Consider the following 20,105-nt stretch of genomic DNA (forward strand, 5'->3'; position numbering starts at 1 on the left):
CCCGGACGGCCAATTCGCGATGATGAACCAATGAACGCACAGCAGTTAGTGGATGAACGTGGCGACGTTTGGCTCGCCCTCGCCCCGCTCTGGCTCGACCGCGAGCCCGGCGAGCGCGACTACGCGCACATGATCGAGGTGATCCAGGCGCATGGGTTGTCGCTCAAGGAGCTCGAGTGGATGTTTCGCCTGGAGCTCGCGCCGGTGATGGCGCGCCATCAGCTCTCCATTGCCAGTGAATGGCGAGCGTTCGACGATCGTAAGCTGATGCAGCAGCTCGTCTCGCACAACCTGCGCTTGCGCGGCTGGCGGCGCAAGAGCTGGGCGCTGTTTTCGGGATTGACCACGATGATGGTGCGCCACCGCTGGGGCGCGCTGATGCAGCGGCTGATGGTCGCGCGCGGGGACGTTCAGGGCTCCTGATCGAGCGCGGCTTCCACCGCCCGGCGCAGCGTCAGGCCGCGCTCCCTGGGGCCGAAGCGCGCGATCACCCGGCCGTCGCGGCCGACCAGAAACTTGGTGAAGTTCCACTTGATCATGCGGGTGCCTAAAAGTCCCGGCGCGTCGCGTTTGAGCGCGGCGAACAACGGATGCGCCTCGGGCCCGTTGACCCGCACCTTCTCCATTAGCGGAAAATGCACCCCGAAGCGCTGCTCGCCGAATTGGCAAAACGCCTCGGCGCTCTCCGGCGACTGACGGCCGAACTGGTTACAGGGAAAGCCGAGCACGGTGAAGCCGCGGTCGCGATAGCGCTTGTAAAGGCTTTCGAGCTCCTCGAGCTGCGGAGTGAAGCCGCACTGGCTTGCGACGTTCACTACCAGCAGCACCTGCCCTTTCAGCGCGCGCAGGTTGAACGGTTCGCCCTGATGGGTATGGCAGTCCTGCTCGAAAATGGTCATGGCAAAGCCCTTGTCGAAAACCCGTTGAAAACGATGACGTTACCCGGCGCATTACGCCTCGACCAGCGGCCCCATCACCACGCGCAGCGCCAGTAGTAAAAGCAGCACACCGGTCACCCGGTTGACCCAGTGCGAACGGCGCTGAAGCCAGGGCAGCACGGAAGAGTGCGAAAGCCCGAGGGCAACGATCAAATACCATCCACCGTCGATCACGACCGCCGTCATCACGATGATCAGTTTGGCGAAAAGCCCCATGTCCGGCGATACGAACTGACTCAGAAGCGCCACGAAAAAGAGAATCAGCTTGGGGTTGATCAGCGCCACCAAAAGCCCCTCTTTTGCGGCCAGACGCCTCGTCGTTGCCACGTGGGCTGGCGAGAGTACGCCTGAACGGCCGGCGCGCAACGCCTTGACGCCAAGCCAGGCAAGATAGGCGGCCCCAAGCCAGGTCACCCAGCGAAAGAGCTCCGGGTGACTCGCGATCAGCGCGCCAAGCCCCAGCACCGTCAATAGCGCGTAGATCCCTACACCAAGCGCGTGGGCCACCGCCGCGATCATTCCGCTTTGGCGCCCGCCCCCCAAAGTGTGGCGTAACACGAGCGCCAGGCTTGGCCCGGGCGACATCGCGCCCATGGTACAAATGGCGGCCAGCGACAGCCAAAGTGACAGCGGCATGCTTTCTTCCTTCTCGTTTTTATCGTCGCCAAGGGCGGCTTTCAAGCGCGGCGAAACACTCCCCGCCACGCGGTCTTAAATAACGCTGTTAGCATGTTACGCTGTTGGGTAAAATTTTTCCCTTTTGATGAACCATGGCGTTGATCGTCCCGAGCTCCAGGGCTCGCGATGTCGATTTACCATGGCGTTGATGAATATAGCGCCTGGCGTTCAGGCAGCTTTAGGCGATGAAAGGACGTTAACATGGGTAGGGCGTTTCAAAACCGCAAGGAATCGATGGCCAAGACGGCCGCGGCGAAAACCAAGGTGTACAGCAAGTACGGGCGCGAGATTTATGTCGTCGCCAAGTCCGGCGGCACCGACCCCAACGGCAACCTGGCGCTGCGTGGCCTGATGGAGCGCGCCAAGAAGGATCAAGTGCCTTCGCACGTGATCGACAAGGCGTTGGATAAAGCGTCGGGCGCCGGCGGCGAGGACTTCTCTACCGCCCGCTACGAAGGCTTTGGCCCGGGCAACGCCATGGTGATCGTCGAGTGTCTGACCGACAACCCGAACCGCACCTTTGGCGACGTGCGCGGCTGCTTTACCAAGACCAAAAGCAAGATCGGCACGCCCGGAAGCGTGAGCCACATGTTCGACCACTGCGCGATCTTCTCCTTCAAGGGGCAAGACGAGGAAGCGGTGCTCGAGGCGCTGATGGAAGCCGATGTCGACGTCACCGACATCGAGCAGGAAGAGGAGCGCATCACCGTTTTCGCGCCGCACACCGATTACGCCAAGGCCAAGCAGGCGCTGATCGACGCCTTTGGCGAGCTCGATTTCGAAGCCGACGAAATCCAGTTCTTGCCCCAGACCACCACGCCGGTGGAAGGCGACGACGCGGTGATGTTCGAGAAATTCTTCGACATGCTCAACGACCTGGACGACGTGCAAAACGTCTTTCACAGCGCCGAGCTGCCCGAGCAGGAAAGCTAAGCCCGCGCTAGCCGCGCGGTTTGCTCGGCCCCGAGGTCACCTCACCGGCATCGAGCGCGGTGTCCGGCGGCAGATGCGCGGTTTTGATCCCGGCCTGACTGAGCACCTGTTTGGCGCGCACGGTCAGGTCGGTAATGAACAAAAATTGCTGGCGCGGGTCGACCGGGTAGGCGCGAATGCGATAGTGCGTGCCCCAGGGCTTCTCCTCGGCAACGACGATGATTGGCGCATCGAACCTTAAATACGCGCTGGTCAGCGCCACGTCCTTGAGCGCCTGGCGCACCCAGCCCGCAGCGTCATCGACGCAAAGATAGAAGCTCGTCACGCACTGTAGCGACGGCCCACCGTTGTTGGCGTTATAGACCGGCGTATCCCACAGCTTCAGGTGCGGCATGGCGACCAGGTCGTCGTCCGGGGTCTGGATGTGCACGGTGCGCATGCCCACGTGCTTCACCTCACCATAGGCATCCTCGATCTGCACCCAGTCTCCGGGGCGGTAGGGAAGCTCTACCGCCGACACCACCCCCGCAATCAGGCTGCTCACGTAGTCCTTCAGCGCGAAGCCGACCGCCAGCCCCAGCGCGCCGAATAGCGTCACCATGTTGCGAAGCGATGGGTCGATGATCATGGGCACGATCAACACGATCGCCGCAATCAGAATCAGAAGCCTGGTCAGCGGCACCAGCGCGAACACGCGAAAGCGAAGCTGGCCGTGAAGCCGGTTGGCCAGCCAGTTCAATCCGCGCTGGCTCAAAACGATCAGAAGAATCGTCGCCAATAGAATCAGGCCGACGGTGATGACCGTACTGGTATCGATATCGTTGAATAGCTCGGCGTAGCGTTTGCGCTCTTCCATGAAACGTCCTAAAGCGGGTCGATGAGATAGTTACGCGAGGACAAAAGCTCGCGAACGCTGGTATACGCCAGAGGGGCTACCTGCCATCGCCCTTCGTAATGCGTGAGAACCCCCTGCCGGGACAGCACCATCCGCGCGTTGAGCGTCTCGGAGCGGGTGAACGGCACGACCTCGGGCAGTGCCTGGTCGCAAAGCCCGCCGTGGACGAGCAGCGAATGCAGCACGAGCGTGGCGACATCGCCGGTTTCATTGGTCAGCTCCGCTTCGTTTAGCGCATCGAGCAGCCAAAGCTCATCGTCGTGACCACTCTCTTCGATTGGCTCGCGAAGTTGCTCGCGCCAGTAGCTGCGCGCGATGCCGAGCTGGCCGCGACAGTGCACGGCCAGGTACTGCATATCGCTTTCGTGTTTATGCGTTTGCTGGCTCTCGACGGTCAGCGGTTCGCCGGTGCGCGTGCTGTAGACCGTGAGCGCCTGGTGCCCCGACCCCGCGCCGATGAAGTACTCGGCAAGCTGCTCCCCCTCCACGGCCTGCAGGGTCAATGTCGGCACGCTGTCCAGGCCGATGATGTGTTTGAGAAAAGCGTAGCTCCAGCTATCGCAGCCAATCACGCCCTGGCCAAGATGCCCACCGAGCGCGCGCTCCAGAAAGGCACGCACCCCCTGAATGCCGGCGTGATTGCGTAAAAAACAGCGCTCCAGCGCCGGTAGCGCCCAGCGCTGCTGACCGTCGAACGCCATGATCCAGTCGGTATCAGCCGCCAGCAGCGCCTCGACCGAGGGCGACTTAGCAAGCATCACCTGCTGGTCTCTGGCCCACTGGGAAACGATCTGCTGGTGCCCGCCGTAGGGAGGCGTGATGAAAATCACTACCGGCTGCTGATAAAACGTGCGATCGAGCGTCTCCCCCAGGGCAGTGGCCGGTCGGGACCAGTCGATGGGCGGGGCCAGGTGGGCCAGGCGCACTTCGGGAAGCTTTCTCAGCTTCTGCTCTTCGATCGCGTGTCGCTGGGCGGCGCGCTGTCCTGTGAGCCAGGTCTTTAGTGCGCGAACGTAGCGCTGACGGCGGGACTGCTGGGTCTTCTGTGGAGTAGAAAACGCCTCGAGTTCGACGATCTCCCAAAGGGGGGAAGAGGCATCTTCCGAACGCTTTGCCATAGCGCATCTCGTTGGTTGCTAAAGACGTTCAGCTTAGCACGCTGCACCGGAGCCGGTGCTTACGAACTTAACGCGAGTAAAAGGGTCAATAGGGGTAGACCTGACCGCAACAAGAGTCCGTTAAAAGACCTTCGCGCGGCGGTGCCAGGAGAACACTCAAGCATGTAGACCCCGGTGTCATCACCGGTCGTTGCCCAACGGGAGGTCGCAATGAGCGTTGTTCAAGTTAACGAAAGTCAGCTTCACGAAAAGCTGACCAAATGCATGTCAGGTGAGCGGGTGCTGATCGACCACGATGGCAACCGTTTTAGCGCGCGCATTCAACAGGCCGATACGAAAGGCGTCAGGGTCATTCCCGAGGCGCTGATCAAAAGCGCTCAGGGCGCTTCTGACGAGATCGAGGGATTGACGCTCCCCTACCAGGACGTGTGGGAGCTCGAGGTCAAGGGCGTGGTCTACAGCCGCATCGGCGAGCCCACCGAGCGTAGCGCCTGACGCCGTCTTCAAACGACTCTTATAAAACGACTGCACGCCTTCGGGCGTGCAGTCGTCGTTTAAACTACCGAACATGGCTTGAGGCGTTTAAAAGCTCAGACAGATCTTGCCGAAGTGTTGGCCGGACTCCTGGTGGCGAAAGGCATCACCGATCTCTTCAAGGCCGAATTCACGATCGATGATCGGGCGCAAATGCGAGGCTTCGATGGCGCGAATCATCTCGAGCTGATCCCGGCGGCTGCCCACGATCAGCCCCTTGAGCGTGGCCTGCTTGGCCATCAGCTTGGCGGTGGGAATATCGCCTTCGCGTCCGGTCAGAATGCCGATCAGCGCCATGTGACCACCGATTTTCACCGCGTCGATCGACTGAGGCAGCGTTTTCGGCCCGCCCACCTCGACGATGTGATCGACCCCTTCACCGCCGGTGAGCTCCTTGACTTTCTTGCCCCACTCCGGCGTTTTTTGATAGTTGATCACGTGCTCGGCGCCGAGCGCCTTGAGCTTTTCGAGCTTCTCGTCGGACGACGACGTGGCGATGACCCGCGCGCCCATCATTTTGGCGAACTGCAGCGCGAAAATGGACACCCCGCCGGTGCCGAGCACCAGCACGGTGTCGCCGGCCTTGAGGCCGCCATCGACCACCAGCGCCCGCCAGGCGGTCAGCCCTGCGGTGGTTAATGTTGCCGCCTCTGCATGGCTATAGCCTTCGGGCTGATGGGTGAACCAGGTGGCCGGGCGTGTGATCTGCTCACGGGCGTAGCCGTCCACGCCGTCGCCTGGCGTGGTGCGAAAATCGCCCACCCGCGCCGGGCCTTCCAGCCAAGTGGGGAAGAATGTCGACACGACCCGGTCGCCGACCGCGAATTCGGTCACGCCCTCGCCCACCGCCTCGACGACGCCGGCGCCATCGGACATCGGAATACGCCCGTCATCCGTCGGGATCATGCCCGCGACCACCGCGTAGTCGTGAAAGTTGAGCGAGCTTGCGTGAATGCGCACGAGAATTTCACCCGCGCCGGGCGCGTTTGGAGCCTCACGCTCGAAAACGCCGAGCTGGTCGAGCCCGCCGGGCGCCTTCAAGGTAACGGTACGGTTGGACATACACTCCTCCTGATTCATCCATTAATCAACTGGTCTACTGCGCTTACGTCACGTTAGCAGACGAATCCGCATCCGACACGTCCAGCCCCAAAAATCCGCCGGACTGGCGCTGCCAAAGACTCGCGTAGATGCCGCCTTTGGCCAGCAGTTCCTGATGGGTGCCGCTTTCGACCATTTCGCCGCCGTCGACCACGATCAAACGGTCGAGCATGGCGATCGTCGAGAGTCGGTGGGCGATGGCGATCACCGTCTTGCCCTCCATCAGCGCGTCGAGCTGCTCCTGAATCGCCGCCTCCACTTCGGAATCGAGCGCCGAGGTCGCTTCGTCCAGCACCAGAATCGGCGCGTTTTTCAAAAGCACCCGGGCGATGGCGATGCGCTGGCGCTGCCCACCGGAGAGCTTGACCCCGCGCTCGCCCACGTGGGCATCCAGCCCGCGCCGGCCGTGCGGGTCGACCAGCTCCTGCAAGAAGCCGTCGGCGTGCGCCCGGCACACCGCTTGCCAGACGTCTTCGTCGCTGGCATCAGGGCTTCCGTAGCGGATGTTGTCTCGAAGCGAGCGGTGCAGAAGCGACGTATCCTGGGTCACCATACCGATCTGGTGGCGAAGCGAGGTCTGGGTCACGTCGCTAATGTCCTGGCCATCGATCAGGATGCGCCCGCCCTGCAAGTCGTAAAAGCGCAGCAGCAGGTTGGCAAGCGTGGACTTGCCCGCCCCTGAACGGCCGATCAGGCCGATTTTCTCACCGGGCTTGATCGTCAGGTCGAAGCCGTCGAACACGGTGCGGTGCTCGCCTTTGGCCTGGGTGTAGTGGAAGGTGAGCGCATCAAACACGATCTCGCCGCGAGGAACATTGAGCGGCGGCGCACCCGGGGCGTCCTGAATGCTCGGCGCCTGGGCGATGGTGTTCATGCCATCCTGCACGGTGCCGATGTTCTCGAACAGCCCGGCGACTTCCCACAAAATCCAGTCGGACATGAAGCGAATGCGCATCACCAGCGCAATGGCGATCGCCAGCACGCCAAGCGAAATCGCCTCGACGTACCAGGCACTGATCGCCATGCCGGCGATGCCGACCAGCAGCAGCGTATTGAGCAGCGTCAAACAGACGCTCATCACCGTCACCAGGCGCATCTGACGGTGCACCGTGGTGAGAAACCCCTCCATCGCGTCTTTCGCGTAACGCTGCTCACGCAGGGTGTCGGCAAAGAGCTTGATGGTTTGAATGTTGCTGTAGCTATCCACCACGCGCCCGGTCATCTCGGCACGGGCGTCCGCCTGGGCCATGGAGACGTCGCGAAGCCGAGGCACGAAGTAGCGCATGATGCCCAGATACCCAATGAGCCAAAGCCCCAGCGGCAGCAAAAGCCAGGGGTCGGCGCGGCCAAGCAGAAACGCAGCACCGGTGAAATAGACCAGCGCGTAGACCATCAGGTCCATCACCTTGGTGACCGTTTCGCGGATGGCAAGGGCAGTTTGCATCACCTTTTGCGACACGCGCCCGGCGAACTCGTCCTGATAGAACGCCAGGCTTTGGCTCAACATGTGGCGATGCGATAGCCAGCGACCGATCATCGGGTAGTTGCCGAAAATGCTTTGATGGGTGATCAGCGACTGCAGCAGCACCAGAAGCGGCAGCCCGACGACGACCAGAAGCCCCACGCCCATCAGCCAGCTACCGTTTTGCTGCCAGAAGCCCTCGCGTTCGACCTGCCCCAGCCAGTCGACCAGCTCGCCCATGTAGCTAAAAAAGAACACCTCCGCCGCTGACACCGCGCCGGTGACCAGCGACATGGCCAGCAACAGCGGCCAGATCGGTTTGGAGAAGTGCCAGATGAACGGCACTAGTCCCCTGGGCGGCGTGGTCATCTGCGCGTGTGGATAAGGGTTCACGCGGTTCTCAAAAAACTGAAACAGCGATTTCATAGTGCGAGCGAGCATGGAAGGTCCTTGAAACCAAAAGACAGGGGATAACAAAGCATTCAAACGGGTAACGAAAGGCGCGACCAGGGCATGGTTCAAAATCAAAGGTTCAACGCGTGGCCTGAACAGCCTGGCACGAGATCGCAAACGCTACCGGTGCCGGGTGAGATAGCGCGCCCAGAACGGCGCGATGATCATCAGTGTGATCATGCGCAGCAGATGGTGAAAGGCGACGAACACCGGGTCGATGTCGAGCGCCACGGCGAGAATGGCGATTTCGCCGATACCGCCCGGCGCCAGCGCCAGAATCGCGACGTCCCGCCCGACCCCAAGAAACTGATGAATCGCCTCGGCAAAAAGCGCCAGCACCATAAGCGCCAACAGGGTGGCCACGCCGGATTGCCACAGGTAGCGCGAGAGCTGGCGCCCGGTCATGCCCCTGAAGCGTGAGCCGATGGCGCTGCCCAGCACCCAGAGCATCAGGTTCATGCCCCAGCCAGGTAGCGCAAGGCTTGCGATATCGAACCCCGATAGCACTGCGGCCACCAGAAGTGGCGCCAGCAGCGCGGCGCTTGGCAGGCGCAGCCAGCGCCCCAGGGGCAGCACGAGCGGAATCAGCAGCAGCATCCAGCCGCTTTCAAACGCGGTGCCTGGCGGCATGGGGCTTGCGCCCTCGCCGCTCGCGACCCAGAAAAACGCGGGTAGGAAGAGAATCACCAGTACCACGCGAAGCGACTGGGCGACGGCGATGCGCTGCGGGTCGCCGCCGCAGCGGTCGCCCAGTAGAATCATCGCCGTCATCGCCCCAGGGGCGGCGCTGAACCAGGCGCTGGTCGCGTCGAACCCGCAGCGCCGGTACCAGGCGGCCGCGGCGGCGGTGGAGGCCGCCACACCCGCCAGCAAAAGCGCCGCCGAGATCGGCCAATCACCCACGCGGTGGGTAAGCTGCGGCGTGACCTGGCTTCCAAGTACTAGCCCCATCATCGCCAGAAACACGCTGCGCAGGCGCTCGGGCACGGCCACATGCACGTTGTTACAGGAAAGCAGCAGATTCGCCACCAGCGGCCCGAGCATCCAGGCCAGCGGCAAACCGATCAGTTGAAATACCGTGCCGCCGACTGCGCCGGCGCCAAGCGAGGTCAAAAGCCCTCTGGCCGTGCGGTTGGTTGGTATTACCTTCAAACGGATACCCCGGGCGCCTCGCGCCGTTTCTTAACCTGCTAATGAGCTCTGGCGCTTAGCATAGCATCAGAGCAACCAGGCGAGGTTAGTACGGGTAGCCGTCATCATCGTCGTCGTCTCTGAGCCGCGCCTGGCGCTCGGCCTCTTCTTCTTTTGCGTCGTCGATCACGTCCAGAAGTTCGTCGACGTTGGCGCTTCTGGTGTCGAACTCGAAGTGGCCGGTGAGTTTGCTCTCCGGGGTGAGCTTGCCGGCCTCGAAAAGCGCCCACATCTCCTTGCCGTAGTGGGTGGCCAGAAGCGAAGGCGCGTAGCGGCCAAAGTAGGCGCGCATGTTGTTCACGTCACGCTCGAGCATGGCGGCGGCGCTGTTGTTGCCCGCGGCGTCCACCGCCTGGGGCAGGTCGATGATCACCGGGCCGCTTGCGTCGACCAGCACGTTGAACTCGGACAAATCGCCGTGAACGAGCCCGGCGCAGAGCATACGCACTACGTCACCGATCACCTTGTCGTGGTAGGCGAGCGCCTGGGCTTCAGAAAGCGTCACGTCGCCAAGGCGTGGCGCTACGTCGCCTTCGGCGTCCGTGATCATCTCCATCAACAGCACGCCGTCGACGAAGCCGTAGGGGGTGGGCACACGCACGCCGGCGCCCGCCAGCCGGTAGAGCGCGTCGACCTCGGCGGTGAGCCAGGCCTGCTCCTGCTCTTTTTGCCCGTAACGGGTCTTTTTCGCCATGGCCCGGGCCCGGCGGCTGTTGCGCTCCTTGCGCCCCTCCTGATACTGGACGGCCTGTTTGAAACTTCGCTGGCTCGCCTCCTTGAACACCTTGGCGCAGCGCTTTTCACCGCTGGATCGAACGACGTACACCTGCGCTTCCTTGCCGCTCATCAGCTGCATCAACACCTCGTCGACGAGGCCGTCGTCGACCAGTGGCTGTAATCGTTTGGGTATCTTCATGGCCTCTGACGGTCACTCCTGATGGCGAATGCGTGAAGCGGTGAATGCACGTGAAAACGGTACACGGTTCAAATTCGGCGCACGCGAAAGGCGCGGCCCTTGAGCTTGTCGCGCGAAAGCTTACCCAGCGCCTGGTCGACCACGCCCCGCTCGACGGCCACGAACGCGCTTCTCGCCTGCACCTTGATGCTGCCGACCTGGTCGCCGCGAATGCCGCCCTCGCCGGTCAAGGCGCCGAGAATGTCTCCCGGGCGCAGCTTGTCCTTTTTGCCGCCATTTAGCTGAAGCGTGGCCATCGCCGCGGTAAACGGCGTGCGGCGAGCGGGTCTGGGCAGCGGCTCGACCGTGAGCGGCTCATTGAGATAGTCGCTCAAACGCTCCAGCCGGTAGCGCTCCTCCGGGGCGATGAGCGTAGCCGCGACGCCGCTTTCCCCGGCCCGGCCGGTGCGCCCGACGCGGTGAACGTGGGCGCCCTGCTCGCGGGCGAGCTGATAGTTGAACACGGCGTCGAGTTTGGCGATATCGAGCCCGCGCGCCGCCACGTCGGTGGCCACCAGAATGGAAACGCTCTGGTTGGCGAAGGTCACCAACAGCCGGTCGCGCTCCTTTTGCTCCAGATCGCCGTGCAGCGCCACGGCGCTAAAGCCATGCGCCGAAAGGGCCTCGGCGACCTCGTCGGTTTCGCGTTTGGTATTACAAAACACGACGCTGGAGGTCGGCCGGTAGTGCAGCAGCAGATCCTCGAGCCCGGCCAGACGCGCCTGCTCGCTTTGTACGGCGAAAAAGTGCTGCTCGATGGTAGCGGCATCGTGGCCATCTTCGATGGCGACGCTGACGTAGTCCGTCAGCACCCCGCGGGTCATCTCGAAAAGCTCGCCGCCTTCGTTATCGTCCGGGAAGGTCGCGCTGAAGAGAAGCGTTTGGCGCGCTTTCGGGGTTTGACGAATGATCGCGTCGATCGCCGGGCGAAAGCCCATGTCGAGCATGCGATCGGCTTCGTCGAGCACCAGGGTTTCGAGAGCATCGAGGCTTAGCGAGCCCTTTCGCAGGTGCTCGTCGATACGCCCGGGCGTGCCCACCACGATATGGGCACCGTGCTCGAGCGAGCCGATTTGCGGGCCCAGGGGGGCGCCGCCGCAAAGAGTGAGCACCTTGACGTTGGGCAGCGCCCGGGCCAGCTTTCGAATCGACTCGGCGACCTGATCGGCAAGCTCCCGGGTCGGGCAGAGCACCAGCGCCTGAACGTGCGAGCGTTCACGCATGAGCTTGGCCAAAAGCGCCAGCCCGAACGCCGCTGTCTTGCCCGAGCCGGTCTTCGCCTGGCCGAGCACGTCGCGGCCTTCGAGCATGGGCGGAAGGCTCTGAGCCTGAATCGGCGTCATCTCGTGATAGCCAAGTGAGGCGAGATTGTCGGTGAGCGCAGAAGGCAGCGCCAGAGAGGCGAAAGAGGTATCGGCCACGAATATTTCCTGAAAAAAGAGGCGACGGCGCCGGTCACTGCCAAGCGCCGTCGCTGGTGCGCATAACGCGCACGATACCAGAAAGCGGCTCGCTTTGCGCCGACCTCACACCGCCAGCGGCGCAAAGCGCGCCTGGCCCAGCGCGGCCAGCGCCTGGGGCGCCAGCTCGATTTCGAGCCCCCGACGCCCGGCGCTGACGAAAATGGACTCAAACGCGCGGGCGCTTTCATCGACGTACAGCGCCAGGCGCTTTTTCTGCCCCAGCGGGCTCACGCCGCCCAGCACGTAGCCGGTGGCGCGCTCGACGGCGTCGACCTTCGCCATGGCCGCTTTCTTCGCCCCCGCCGCGCGGGCGATCTGCTTGAGCCCCAGCTGGTGGGTGACCGGCACCACGCCCACCGCCAAGGTCTTTCCATCGAGCTCGACGACCAGCGTCTTGAACACCCGCGACGGATCGACGTCGAGCTTTTCGGCGGCTTCCAGCCCGTAGGAGGGGGCGCCGCTTTCGTGGCTGTACTCGTGCACGGTGAAGGCGATACCCGCCCGTTTGGCGGTATTGATGGCTGGCGTCATGACGCTTTCCTTGCATTGTTTCGGCAGGCGTTCGAGAAGTGACTAAACTTTAGCAAAGCGTCATGGAAAAGATAAACGCCTCCCAGTCATCAGCAAACACGCACCAGGAAAACAAGCGTCAGGAGAAAGAGATGCCGGCAAAATCGAAGGCTCAGCAAAAGGCCGCAGGGGCCGCCCTTGCCGCCAAGCGCGGCGAGACCAACGTGAGCGAGCTTACAGGCTCGTCAAAGGAGATGTATGACTCGATGAGCGAGAAGGAGCTCGAGGAGTTCGCCAGTACCCAGCGCAAGGGCAAGCCTGAGAAGAAAGGCGATTGAGAGTGTATTGAACGAAAAGCGCCCGGCTGTGTTACCGTTGGGCGCTTTAGGGTTTCGAGGTAGCATTAGTGCCGCAAGTTTCGGAGTTGGGTCGTCTTAGAGCTCATTCAGAAGTAAGAAAATTTGAGCAAAATTAGCTGAGTCCGAATGTTATGAGCAGAGTCCCTTACACGATGAGAAGTTATCGACCTCAACGCACCCATCCTCTATTATCATGAAATACCGAATCTAAAGACGATCTAGTTAGAACAGCAGCGACGTCACCCCATCTTCAGTAGCACCCGGGTTTAGAGTCTGAAGTTACTTTATCGTGTTTTAACACCAGTTGCTCGGCATAGGCGGAAGGCGTTAACCCTCCAAGCCCTTTCTTCGGTCTTTCTTCGTTGTATTCCCGTCGCCACGCCTCGATGATGATCCTCGCGTGATTCAGGCTGGTGAACCAGTGCTCATTTAGACATTCGTCTCTAAAACGCCCATTGAACGATTCGATGTAGGCGTTTTGATTGGGTTTTCCAGGTTCGATTAAAAACAGGGCGACACCATGCTGATGAGCCCACGTCAGCATGGCGCGTCCGCAGAACTCCTTTCCATTATCCGTACGAATGGCGCTTGGCAGGCCACGTTGTATAGCCAGATGATCTAGAATCCGTGTTAACGACAGGCCGCCAATGGCCCGTTCAGGTACGATCGCCACGGCTTCATGGGTGGCGTCGTCGACAACGGTGAGGTTCTTTATCACGCGTCCTTCTGCCGTACGGTCAAATACAAAATCCATTGACCAGACCTGGTTGGCGGCACAAGGACGGCCAAGGGGCTTTCGCTCAGACGCAGGAACCTTCTTGCGCTTGCGGCGCTTTACCTGCAATCGAGCCGCCGCGTAGAGGCGTTCGACGCGCTTATGATTGACCCGTTCACCGGCTTGACGCAGCTTCAGGTAGATCATGCCAGCGCCATAGCGACGATGCCGATGGGCCAGGGCCGTAATGCGTTCACGCAATGCCCCATTGCGGTCAGGGGCCGATTGATAGCGCAATGCACTGGCACTCATATGGATGATACGGAGCGCTCGGCGTTCACTCAGACCACGTGACACCATAAAGCGCACCACGTCTCGGCGTGCCGGGGCACTCACCACTTTTTTCTCAGCGCCTCCCGAGTGACCTCCATTTCCAGTAGCGACTCCGCGAGCAGCTTTTTCAAGCGCCCATTTTCGGCTTCGAGTTCTTTGAGTCGTTTGGCATCGGGGACGCTCATGCCGCCAAACTTGCTGCGCCATAGATAGTAACTGGCTTCTGAGAAACCGTGCCGACGGCATAGCTCCTTGATGGGCAGTCCTGCTTCGGCTTCGCCCAGAAAACCGATGATCTGTTCTTCGCTGAAACGCTTCTTCATGTCCAATCTCCTTACGCATAGGATCGGACTCTAAAGTGTAGCGCTACTCAATCAGGGGGTGACGTCGGCAGGATACAAAAATGAAAGCAGAAGATCTCAGGCACAGTAATTTTTCTGATATTTTGGAGAAGCACTATTCAGGTCGTGCGTCAGACTTCTCTAAACGTTTTTTAAAGTGGTTTCTTGAAAATATTTTTAGACTTGATGAATTTATGGCAGACGACGCCTGTGTCGACGCTAAGCACGATAAAGGCGTAGATGCAATTTATGTCGACAATATTTCTGAGATTGTTTACGTTATACAAGCCAAAACGAAAACGAGCGACAAAGCTACTCTCGGTGACACTGAGTTGAAAGACTTTTATGGAACACTGGTTCAGTTTAGCAGCCAAGAAAAGATCGAAAGTCTTGCTGAGGAAACAAAAAATGGGCGACTTAAGCAGGCGATAATAAGAAATGAAGTATCTGAAAAGGTCGCCGCCGGTTATGATGTCCAAGGTGTTTTCATAACTAATGTTCCAGCAAACGATGATGCTCACGGCTATATAAAAAAGGCCGAAATTATAGATTTGTATGATTCCGCCGAAATTGCTTCAGACTATGTGGATTTAAATGTAGATGGCGGTATCTCTGAGAAATTTAAATTCGATGTATCCGATAGTGAAGTTATCGAGTATGACGCTGGAAGGGCTTTTGCTCGAATTTTTCTTGCGCCTGCATTAAATCTGACAAAAATGGAAGGTATATCGGACGGCGTTCTTTTTGAGCAGAATGTGCGACTTTCTCTCGGAAACACAAAAGTAAACAAAAGCATTAAATCAAGTATTCGCGAGCAGTCAGAACATGGAAACTTCCCCCTTTACCACAATGGAATTAATGTTCTTTGTCGGGAGATAATTGAAGAAAATGATCAATTTATAACTGTTGAAGATTATGTAGTCGTAAACGGCGCTCAAAGCCTTACTTCACTTCTTTCTGAGAGAGCTAAAATCACTGATGACCTTAAGATCCTTGTTAAGCTAATTGAAGTAAAAGGTGACGTCTCTCTATCTCAAAAAATTACTCGAAACAGTAACAACCAAAACGCGATTAAAGCTCGCGACATGAAATCTAATCATAATTTGCAGCAACGCCTCAAAGCTGAAATTGAGAAGATCAGTGGAGGTAAAATTGCATATGAAATAAAGCAAGGAGAGAACAACAAAGGCAAAGAAGTAATTTCCAATGAAGCGGCAGGTTTGGTGCTGCTAGCTGCGGACCTTGAGCAACCTTGGAGTTGCCACCAAAAATATAAAATCATGGATGATCTTCATTCAGAGATATTTGGACGACCGAGTGTTACAGGCGCTAAAGTTCTTGCACTATGGAAATGTTTTCAAGTGATGCCTGAGTCTTTACGCGAGCTAGAGAATAAACCTTTCGCAAATTACACTCTTACTAAATTCTTTCTATTTTTCGCCGTTATTGCAATAATCAAAGATAGCGCTAAAGGGCTAGATGTTTTAAGTTCTCTTGATAGAATTGCGAAGGAAGATCGACTTGATAAACTTGTCAATGGTTTTTCAATTTTAGCTGATAATGCGGCAATCGACTTGAATGCCGAAGTGGCGCCTGAAGACGACGAATACTTTGACTACAAGAATGATTTGAAAAGTCAAAAATGGTGTAAAGCCATGTCGGCGAAACTGCTCGCTCAGCATAAGAAGGATGTCAAGCGTGACAAAGCTGAATCAGTTGCAGAAGCCTTCGGCGATTTATTTGAATAAGAGAAGATTTTAACTTAATTAACAATATTGCAAATACGGTAGTCTTCATCAAATAATGCAAGCTCTAGCAACAGGCTTTAACACTTAAAATATTGATCTGAACCTCCACATCAAAGTGATATATTGACGGCACAACCATTGCATTATGTACGATTGCACCAAACGTAGGTGAAAGCTTCTCGCGCATATATGCATGGAGCCTTGGCTCATACAGCCTTAAGAATGGATGGCCGAGGAGAGTAAAAAAACAGCCTTCCTCAGCACTCCCTTACACCCGCTGTTGTTCCTTCTTGATTTTTAACAATGTCTTAAGGAATAGCTACTAAAACTTAAAACTTCCTATCACTAGATAGTTTTATCACCACCGTACGCTGTAGCTTTTTTCTTAAGGCAGCCACTGAGGGCCCAGACCATAACGCTGATTTTTTCCGAAAGAGTTTAAAAGCCTAAACCTTTAAACTGTATATAAAATTGAGCTCCGCGCGATTTTTAAATAAAAGCTTAACATCGCCTTTTCTCGTTAATCACACAGAGCTCAACTACACGAAACTTAGTTACACGGCACTACACGCCGCAGCGTATCCTTGGCCCATAGCGTTTGGCCGTCGGGGGTGCGGCCGTGCTCGTTCCAACGCTCGGAGGTTTCGAGGCAGAAAGAGCCGGCGTTTTCGACGACGGTCTCCTTGTTGGCCGGGCGCTCGCCGCCGATCCGCAGGATATCAGGGTGGTCGGAGGTGTAACGCGGTGCAATGGTGTTACTGGCACAACCGGTGACCACAGCGGTCACCATCAGTACGGACAAACAGCGGCGCAAAGGCATGTTGTCGAACCCTCAAGAAACGATGCAAGACCGACACCCGTTGTCGGTAGCGCTAAATATCATTCGCCTGTTGACCGGGTCAATCTTTTTCCTCTCCGCCCCCGTTTTCTCTCAGCTCGCCAGGTGTCAGGTGACCAGGGTAATGCTGGTCACCGGGCGCAGCTGACGATGGCGGCAGTGGCGCGCCACGCTCTCGACGATAGCCTCGGCGTCGTCGATCTGCGCCTTTTCGAGCTGAATGTCGACCATCAAAAAGTTGCCTACCCGCGCCAGGCGAACGTCGCTCTCCTCGACCGCAAAATCCGCCACGCCCACGGCGAGCTCCTCGCGCATGCCCCCGCCGGGCTCGCCGAACATCAGCTCTTTCAGCGCCCCGCGAATCATCCGCACCGGCATGGGCAAGAAGTAGGCGACGATCAGAAGCACCATGGCCGGGTCGGCGAAGCGCGCCCAGGCGGCAAAGGGCGAGAGCGTCAGCAGGTAGGTCGCAAAGAAGCCGATCAGCACCGCCGCGGAGAGCCAGGTATCCATCTGCCACTGTTTGAGTTCGGCGGCCATGAGCGAGGAGTGGCGCCCGCGGGCGTAGTGCGCCAGCCGCCACCAGGTGAACAGACAACCGAGCACGTTGAAGGCGCCGAACCCCAGCGCCAAATCGAGCGTGACGAGCCGCCCGCCCTGATAGAGACTCCAGAGCGCCGACACCAGCGAAAATAGACACACCAGCGCGATCACCACCCCCTTCAACAGCACCGCCAGCGGCTCGACGGTCAGCCGACCGAAGGGGTAGCGCTCGTCGGCCGGCTTTTGCGCGTGGCTGAGCGCGACCAGCGACAGCGTCGCCAGCACCAAACTCAGTAGCGAGTAGCCGCTGTCGAACAGGATGGTGATGGAGCTAGAAGACAAGCCGATGAAGAGCCCGATGAAGGCGAACAGCGAGGCAGAGAGCGCCGAAAACTTGAGCGCGCGGCGCTCGATCGTTGACGATGACACGCAGAAAACATCCGTGGGAAGAGGAAAGGTAGGCCATAATAGGCGCCCAAACCGCTTTCCACCAATCGCTCACCGCCAACTTTTTTGGCGCTGGAGGCCTTGTGCGTATCGAACAGGTTCAGGCGTTCATCGAGGTTGCCGAGCAGCGCTCCTTCGCCGGCGCCGCCCGCCATACCGGTGCCAAGCGCAGCACGCTGAGCGCCATGGTAAGCGCGCTGGAGGATCACTTGGGCGTGGCGCTTTTCGAGCGCTCCGGCAATAGCCTTACGCTCTCCCCGATGGGCGAGAGCATTCTGCCGGATTGCTATCGCCTTTTGACCAGCGCTTCGCGCATCGACAAGTACTGCCAGCAGCATAGCTTGGGTGTGGAGAGTCAGCTCTGCATTGCCCGCGACGACGCCCTGCCCGAGGCGTTCTGGCAGGGCGTGATGCACGACATCAAAACGCGCTTTCCACTCACGGCGATCTCGGTCTATCTCGCCCCGCCCCAGACCCACCAGACGCTGATCGCGCGCCAAACGGTGGATATCGCCTTCGGCCTTTATAGCGTCCAGGCGCTGCCCCACTACGCCAGACGCCTGGCGCCGGTCGACATGCGTTTGGTGGCCGCGCCGCACCACCCCTTGAGCCGGCTGCCCAGCGTGCAGCGCGACGATCTTGCCCAGTACACCCAGATTTGCCTGAGCCACCTTCAGGACGACCGGCTGGTGAGCGAGGCGCTGTTCTCCGCCAACTATCTGGGCGTGACGATGTTCGAGCTGATGCGCGACGCCGTGATCCAGGGCACTGGTTGGGCGCTTCTGCCCGCCCCGCTCATACGTCACGCGCTCGATGCCGGCACGCTTAGCCGCCTGCCCCACGAGCTTGCGCTCGAAAGCTACCACTACCGCTCGCTGGTGAGCGGCCCCCAGGGGCCGGTGGCGAGCGCGCTGCTTGGCCGGCTCACCCGGTTTTTGGCCCACCAGGAGTGAGCGCGGTTTCGTTGAAATGCGTGATTGGCGAAAAGTGGCGTTGCCCACCACGCTATAGAAAACCACAGAGGAGAGCGATGACACTCTAGAGCGTAGAACACGGGCAGTGTCATGCGTGCGTCAAAAAGCCCTGCCAGTGTCGATGTTGCCGTCCACCAAGGAGCGACTTCCACGATGGTCAAACTCGATAAGAAAGCCAAACGGCTTTATGTGCTCGACACCAACGTTCTGATTCACGACCCCGCGGCTCTGTACCATTTCGAAGAGCACGATGTGGTCATCCCCATGACCGTCCTCGAGGAGCTGGACAAGCACAAAAACGGCATTCGCGAAATCGCCCGTACGGCGCGCCAGGTCAGCCGCACGCTGTCGGATCTCACAAGCCAGGTTACCTTCAAGGAAGTTCAGTACGGCGTTCCCATCCCCAGGCTTTCCGGCGAAAGCGGCCGGCTCCATTTTCTCTGCTACAGCGATTTGAAGCTTCTCAACGAAGTCAGCGACACCCCGGACAACCGCATACTGGCCGAGACCTGTAGGCTTCGTGACGAGAACCCGGACGCCTCGGTCATCCTGATCACCAAGGACATCAACCTTCGCATCAAGGCCGCCGCACTCAAGGTGCCGGTGGAGGATTACCACAACGATCGCGCCTTCTCCGACAGCGACGCCATGATCGAGGGCGCCAGCGTCTACCAGCACGCGGCAAGCGAAGGCACCACCCTTTGGGAGACACTCAACGTCGAGGTCGACGTCGAGCGCACCGGCCATCACACCTTCTACCACCTCAAGGGCGACATGCCCGTGGCGTGGCACACCGGCATGCTGGTCAGCGATAGCGAAAACGGCGCCGAGTTCGAGGCGATCGTGCGCGAACTGGGCCCTGAGAGCGCCACGCTCCAGCTTTTGACCAACTACCGCCACCACTCGGGCGTTTGGGGCGTGCACGCCCACGACAGCCGCCAGAACTTCACGCTGAATTTGCTCATGGACCCGGAGATCGACCTGGTCACCATTGCCGGCAACGCCGGCACTGGCAAAACCTACATGACGCTCGCCGCGGCCTTCCAACAAACGCTCGACACCAAGCAGTTCGAGCGCATCGTGTTCACCCGCGCGCCGATCCCCATGGGCGAGGACATTGGCTTTCTACCGGGCACCGAGGAGGAGAAAATGTCGCCCTGGATGGGAGCCTTTCACGACAACATGGACAACCTGTTGCGCAACGACGATGGCGAATCGAGCTGGGACAACGGGGCTACCCGTCAGTTGATCGGCTCGCGGGTTCAGATCCGCTCGCCAGGCTTCATGCGCGGGCGCACCCTCAACGACACCTTCCTGATCATCGACGAGGCGCAGAACTTCACCCCCAAGCAACTCAAGTCGCTGGTGACCCGCGCCGGGCGCAACACCAAGATCGTCTGCCTGGGCAACGTCGGCCAGATCGACACACCGTACCTCACCGCCAATACGTGCGGTCTGGCCGCCGTGGTCGAACGCTTTAGAGACTGGCCCCACGCCGGCCACATCACGCTCAAGGGCGTCGAGCGCTCGCGCCTGGCGCTGGCCGCCGAAGAGCTTTTGTAAGCTCTTCCATCAA

Annotated in this window: 20 protein-coding genes; 7 read left to right on the forward strand and 13 right to left on the reverse strand. The window is 59.3% G+C overall.

The features are described from left to right. Nucleotides 1–30 precede the first annotated feature (30 nt). Nucleotides 31–423, forward strand: coding sequence for a hypothetical protein (locus OCT39_RS12050; RefSeq protein ID WP_263584709.1), 393 nt, complete (start codon nt 31–33; stop codon nt 421–423). Here OCT39_RS12050 and OCT39_RS12055 read toward each other — a convergent pair. Together OCT39_RS12055 and OCT39_RS12060 are read right to left on the reverse strand one after the other, a co-directional pair. Continuing rightward, nucleotides 411–899 (reverse strand): glutathione peroxidase, encoded by a 489-nt coding sequence (locus tag OCT39_RS12055; RefSeq protein ID WP_263584710.1) that lies wholly within the window; start codon nt 897–899, stop codon nt 411–413. The genes OCT39_RS12050 and OCT39_RS12055 overlap by 13 nt on opposite strands. 51 nt (nt 900–950) lie before the next feature. Next, nucleotides 951–1,574, reverse strand: coding sequence for a LysE family translocator (locus OCT39_RS12060; protein ID WP_263584711.1), 624 nt, complete (start codon nt 1,572–1,574; stop codon nt 951–953). Between the two features lie 243 nt (nt 1,575–1,817). Here OCT39_RS12060 and OCT39_RS12065 point away from each other — a divergent pair, with 243 nt between their 5' ends. Beyond that, nucleotides 1,818–2,549 carry a YebC/PmpR family DNA-binding transcriptional regulator gene (locus OCT39_RS12065; protein WP_263584712.1) on the forward strand — a complete coding sequence of 244 codons (732 nt, stop codon included), beginning with the start codon at nt 1,818–1,820 and terminating at the stop codon, nt 2,547–2,549. Between the two features lie 7 nt (nt 2,550–2,556). Here OCT39_RS12065 and OCT39_RS12070 read toward each other — a convergent pair whose 3' ends face one another. Then, nucleotides 2,557–3,405, reverse strand: coding sequence for a mechanosensitive ion channel family protein (locus tag OCT39_RS12070; protein ID WP_263584713.1), 849 nt, complete (start codon nt 3,403–3,405; stop codon nt 2,557–2,559). Nucleotides 3,406–3,413: 8 nt separating this feature from the next. Next, on the reverse strand, nt 3,414–4,562 hold the full coding sequence (locus tag OCT39_RS12075; protein ID WP_263584714.1) for a hypothetical protein: 1,149 nt from the start codon (nt 4,560–4,562) through the stop codon (nt 3,414–3,416). A gap of 210 nt (nt 4,563–4,772) precedes the next feature. On the opposite strand from OCT39_RS12075, the gene OCT39_RS12080 reads away from it, so the two are divergent. Beyond that, on the forward strand, nt 4,773–5,057 hold the full coding sequence (locus OCT39_RS12080; protein ID WP_263584715.1) for a hypothetical protein: 285 nt from the start codon (nt 4,773–4,775) through the stop codon (nt 5,055–5,057). Between the two features lie 87 nt (nt 5,058–5,144). On the opposite strand, the gene OCT39_RS12085 is transcribed toward OCT39_RS12080, so the two are convergent. From OCT39_RS12085 to ybaK, 6 genes are all read right to left on the reverse strand, one after another. After that, nucleotides 5,145–6,158, reverse strand: a complete 1,014-nt coding sequence (locus OCT39_RS12085) for a zinc-dependent alcohol dehydrogenase family protein (RefSeq protein ID WP_263584716.1) — start codon at nt 6,156–6,158, stop codon at nt 5,145–5,147. 43 nt (nt 6,159–6,201) lie between these two features. After that, complete coding sequence (locus tag OCT39_RS12090; protein ID WP_263584717.1) at nt 6,202–8,100, reverse strand: ABC transporter ATP-binding protein; 1,899 nt, start codon at nt 8,098–8,100, stop codon at nt 6,202–6,204. A gap of 132 nt (nt 8,101–8,232) precedes the next feature. After that, the gene (locus OCT39_RS12095; protein ID WP_263584718.1) at nt 8,233–9,264 is read right to left on the reverse strand and encodes an AbrB family transcriptional regulator; all 1,032 of its coding nucleotides are present in this window, start codon (nt 9,262–9,264) and stop codon (nt 8,233–8,235) included. Between the two features lie 85 nt (nt 9,265–9,349). Continuing rightward, nucleotides 9,350–10,219, reverse strand: coding sequence for a PA4780 family RIO1-like protein kinase (locus tag OCT39_RS12100; RefSeq protein ID WP_263584719.1), 870 nt, complete (start codon nt 10,217–10,219; stop codon nt 9,350–9,352). Between the two features lie 68 nt (nt 10,220–10,287). Beyond that, nucleotides 10,288–11,679, reverse strand: a complete 1,392-nt coding sequence (dbpA, locus tag OCT39_RS12105) for an ATP-dependent RNA helicase DbpA (RefSeq protein WP_263584720.1) — start codon at nt 11,677–11,679, stop codon at nt 10,288–10,290. 105 nt (nt 11,680–11,784) lie between these two features. After that, nucleotides 11,785–12,252, reverse strand: coding sequence for a Cys-tRNA(Pro) deacylase (gene ybaK / locus OCT39_RS12110; RefSeq protein ID WP_263584721.1), 468 nt, complete (start codon nt 12,250–12,252; stop codon nt 11,785–11,787). A gap of 131 nt (nt 12,253–12,383) precedes the next feature. Here ybaK and OCT39_RS12115 point away from each other — a divergent pair, with 131 nt between their 5' ends. Further along, on the forward strand, nt 12,384–12,569 hold the full coding sequence (locus tag OCT39_RS12115) for a DUF3008 family protein (protein WP_263584722.1): 186 nt from the start codon (nt 12,384–12,386) through the stop codon (nt 12,567–12,569). 271 nt (nt 12,570–12,840) lie between these two features. On the opposite strand, the gene OCT39_RS12120 is transcribed toward OCT39_RS12115, so the two are convergent. Next, nucleotides 12,841–13,961 (reverse strand): IS3 family transposase gene (locus tag OCT39_RS12120; RefSeq protein ID WP_263584723.1). Its coding sequence is split into 2 segments (ribosomal slippage): nt 12,841–13,703 and nt 13,703–13,961, totalling 1,122 coding nucleotides; the frame shifts between segments, so codons are not numbered across the junction. Between the two features lie 80 nt (nt 13,962–14,041). On the opposite strand from OCT39_RS12120, the gene OCT39_RS12125 reads away from it, so the two are divergent. After that, the gene (locus OCT39_RS12125; RefSeq protein WP_263584724.1) at nt 14,042–15,727 is read left to right on the forward strand and encodes an AIPR family protein; all 1,686 of its coding nucleotides are present in this window, start codon (nt 14,042–14,044) and stop codon (nt 15,725–15,727) included. A gap of 550 nt (nt 15,728–16,277) precedes the next feature. Here OCT39_RS12125 and OCT39_RS12130 read toward each other — a convergent pair. Both OCT39_RS12130 and OCT39_RS12135 read right to left on the reverse strand, forming a co-directional pair. Beyond that, on the reverse strand, nt 16,278–16,547 hold the full coding sequence (locus OCT39_RS12130) for a hypothetical protein (protein WP_263584725.1): 270 nt from the start codon (nt 16,545–16,547) through the stop codon (nt 16,278–16,280). Nucleotides 16,548–16,673: 126 nt separating this feature from the next. Further along, on the reverse strand, nt 16,674–17,537 hold the full coding sequence (locus tag OCT39_RS12135) for a cation diffusion facilitator family transporter (protein ID WP_263584726.1): 864 nt from the start codon (nt 17,535–17,537) through the stop codon (nt 16,674–16,676). A gap of 101 nt (nt 17,538–17,638) precedes the next feature. Here OCT39_RS12135 and OCT39_RS12140 point away from each other — a divergent pair, with 101 nt between their 5' ends. Further along, nucleotides 17,639–18,508 carry a LysR family transcriptional regulator gene (locus OCT39_RS12140; protein ID WP_263584727.1) on the forward strand — a complete coding sequence of 290 codons (870 nt, stop codon included), beginning with the start codon at nt 17,639–17,641 and terminating at the stop codon, nt 18,506–18,508. Nucleotides 18,509–18,682: 174 nt separating this feature from the next. Continuing rightward, nucleotides 18,683–20,092, forward strand: coding sequence for a PhoH family protein (locus OCT39_RS12145; RefSeq protein WP_263584728.1), 1,410 nt, complete (start codon nt 18,683–18,685; stop codon nt 20,090–20,092). The last annotated feature ends 13 nt before the right edge of the window (nt 20,093–20,105 follow it).

The sequence above is a fragment of the Halomonas sp. GD1P12 genome (assembly GCF_025725645.1).
GTDB lineage: Bacteria > Pseudomonadota > Gammaproteobacteria > Pseudomonadales > Halomonadaceae > Vreelandella.

What these genes read in the sequence shown, in the direction of transcription:
- OCT39_RS12055 (WP_263584710.1), bottom strand. Translation starts at nt 899, where the DNA reads ATGACCATTTTCGAGCAGGACTGCCATACCCATCAGGGCGAACCGTTC.
- OCT39_RS12065 (WP_263584712.1), top strand. Translation starts at nt 1,818, where the DNA reads ATGGGTAGGGCGTTTCAAAACCGCAAGGAATCGATGGCCAAGACGGCC.
- ybaK (WP_263584721.1), bottom strand. Translation starts at nt 12,252, where the DNA reads ATGACGCCAGCCATCAATACCGCCAAACGGGCGGGTATCGCCTTCACC.
- OCT39_RS12115 (WP_263584722.1), top strand. Translation starts at nt 12,384, where the DNA reads ATGCCGGCAAAATCGAAGGCTCAGCAAAAGGCCGCAGGGGCCGCCCTT.
- OCT39_RS12130 (WP_263584725.1), bottom strand. Translation starts at nt 16,547, where the DNA reads ATGCCTTTGCGCCGCTGTTTGTCCGTACTGATGGTGACCGCTGTGGTC.
- OCT39_RS12085 (WP_263584716.1), bottom strand. Translation starts at nt 6,158, where the DNA reads ATGTCCAACCGTACCGTTACCTTGAAGGCGCCCGGCGGGCTCGACCAG.
- OCT39_RS12100 (WP_263584719.1), bottom strand. Translation starts at nt 10,219, where the DNA reads ATGAAGATACCCAAACGATTACAGCCACTGGTCGACGACGGCCTCGTC.
- OCT39_RS12125 (WP_263584724.1), top strand. Translation starts at nt 14,042, where the DNA reads ATGAAAGCAGAAGATCTCAGGCACAGTAATTTTTCTGATATTTTGGAG.
- OCT39_RS12090 (WP_263584717.1), bottom strand. Translation starts at nt 8,100, where the DNA reads ATGCTCGCTCGCACTATGAAATCGCTGTTTCAGTTTTTTGAGAACCGC.
- OCT39_RS12050 (WP_263584709.1), top strand. Translation starts at nt 31, where the DNA reads ATGAACGCACAGCAGTTAGTGGATGAACGTGGCGACGTTTGGCTCGCC.
- OCT39_RS12060 (WP_263584711.1), bottom strand. Translation starts at nt 1,574, where the DNA reads ATGCCGCTGTCACTTTGGCTGTCGCTGGCCGCCATTTGTACCATGGGC.
- OCT39_RS12075 (WP_263584714.1), bottom strand. Translation starts at nt 4,562, where the DNA reads ATGGCAAAGCGTTCGGAAGATGCCTCTTCCCCCCTTTGGGAGATCGTC.
- OCT39_RS12080 (WP_263584715.1), top strand. Translation starts at nt 4,773, where the DNA reads ATGAGCGTTGTTCAAGTTAACGAAAGTCAGCTTCACGAAAAGCTGACC.
- OCT39_RS12145 (WP_263584728.1), top strand. Translation starts at nt 18,683, where the DNA reads ATGGTCAAACTCGATAAGAAAGCCAAACGGCTTTATGTGCTCGACACC.
- OCT39_RS12070 (WP_263584713.1), bottom strand. Translation starts at nt 3,405, where the DNA reads ATGGAAGAGCGCAAACGCTACGCCGAGCTATTCAACGATATCGATACC.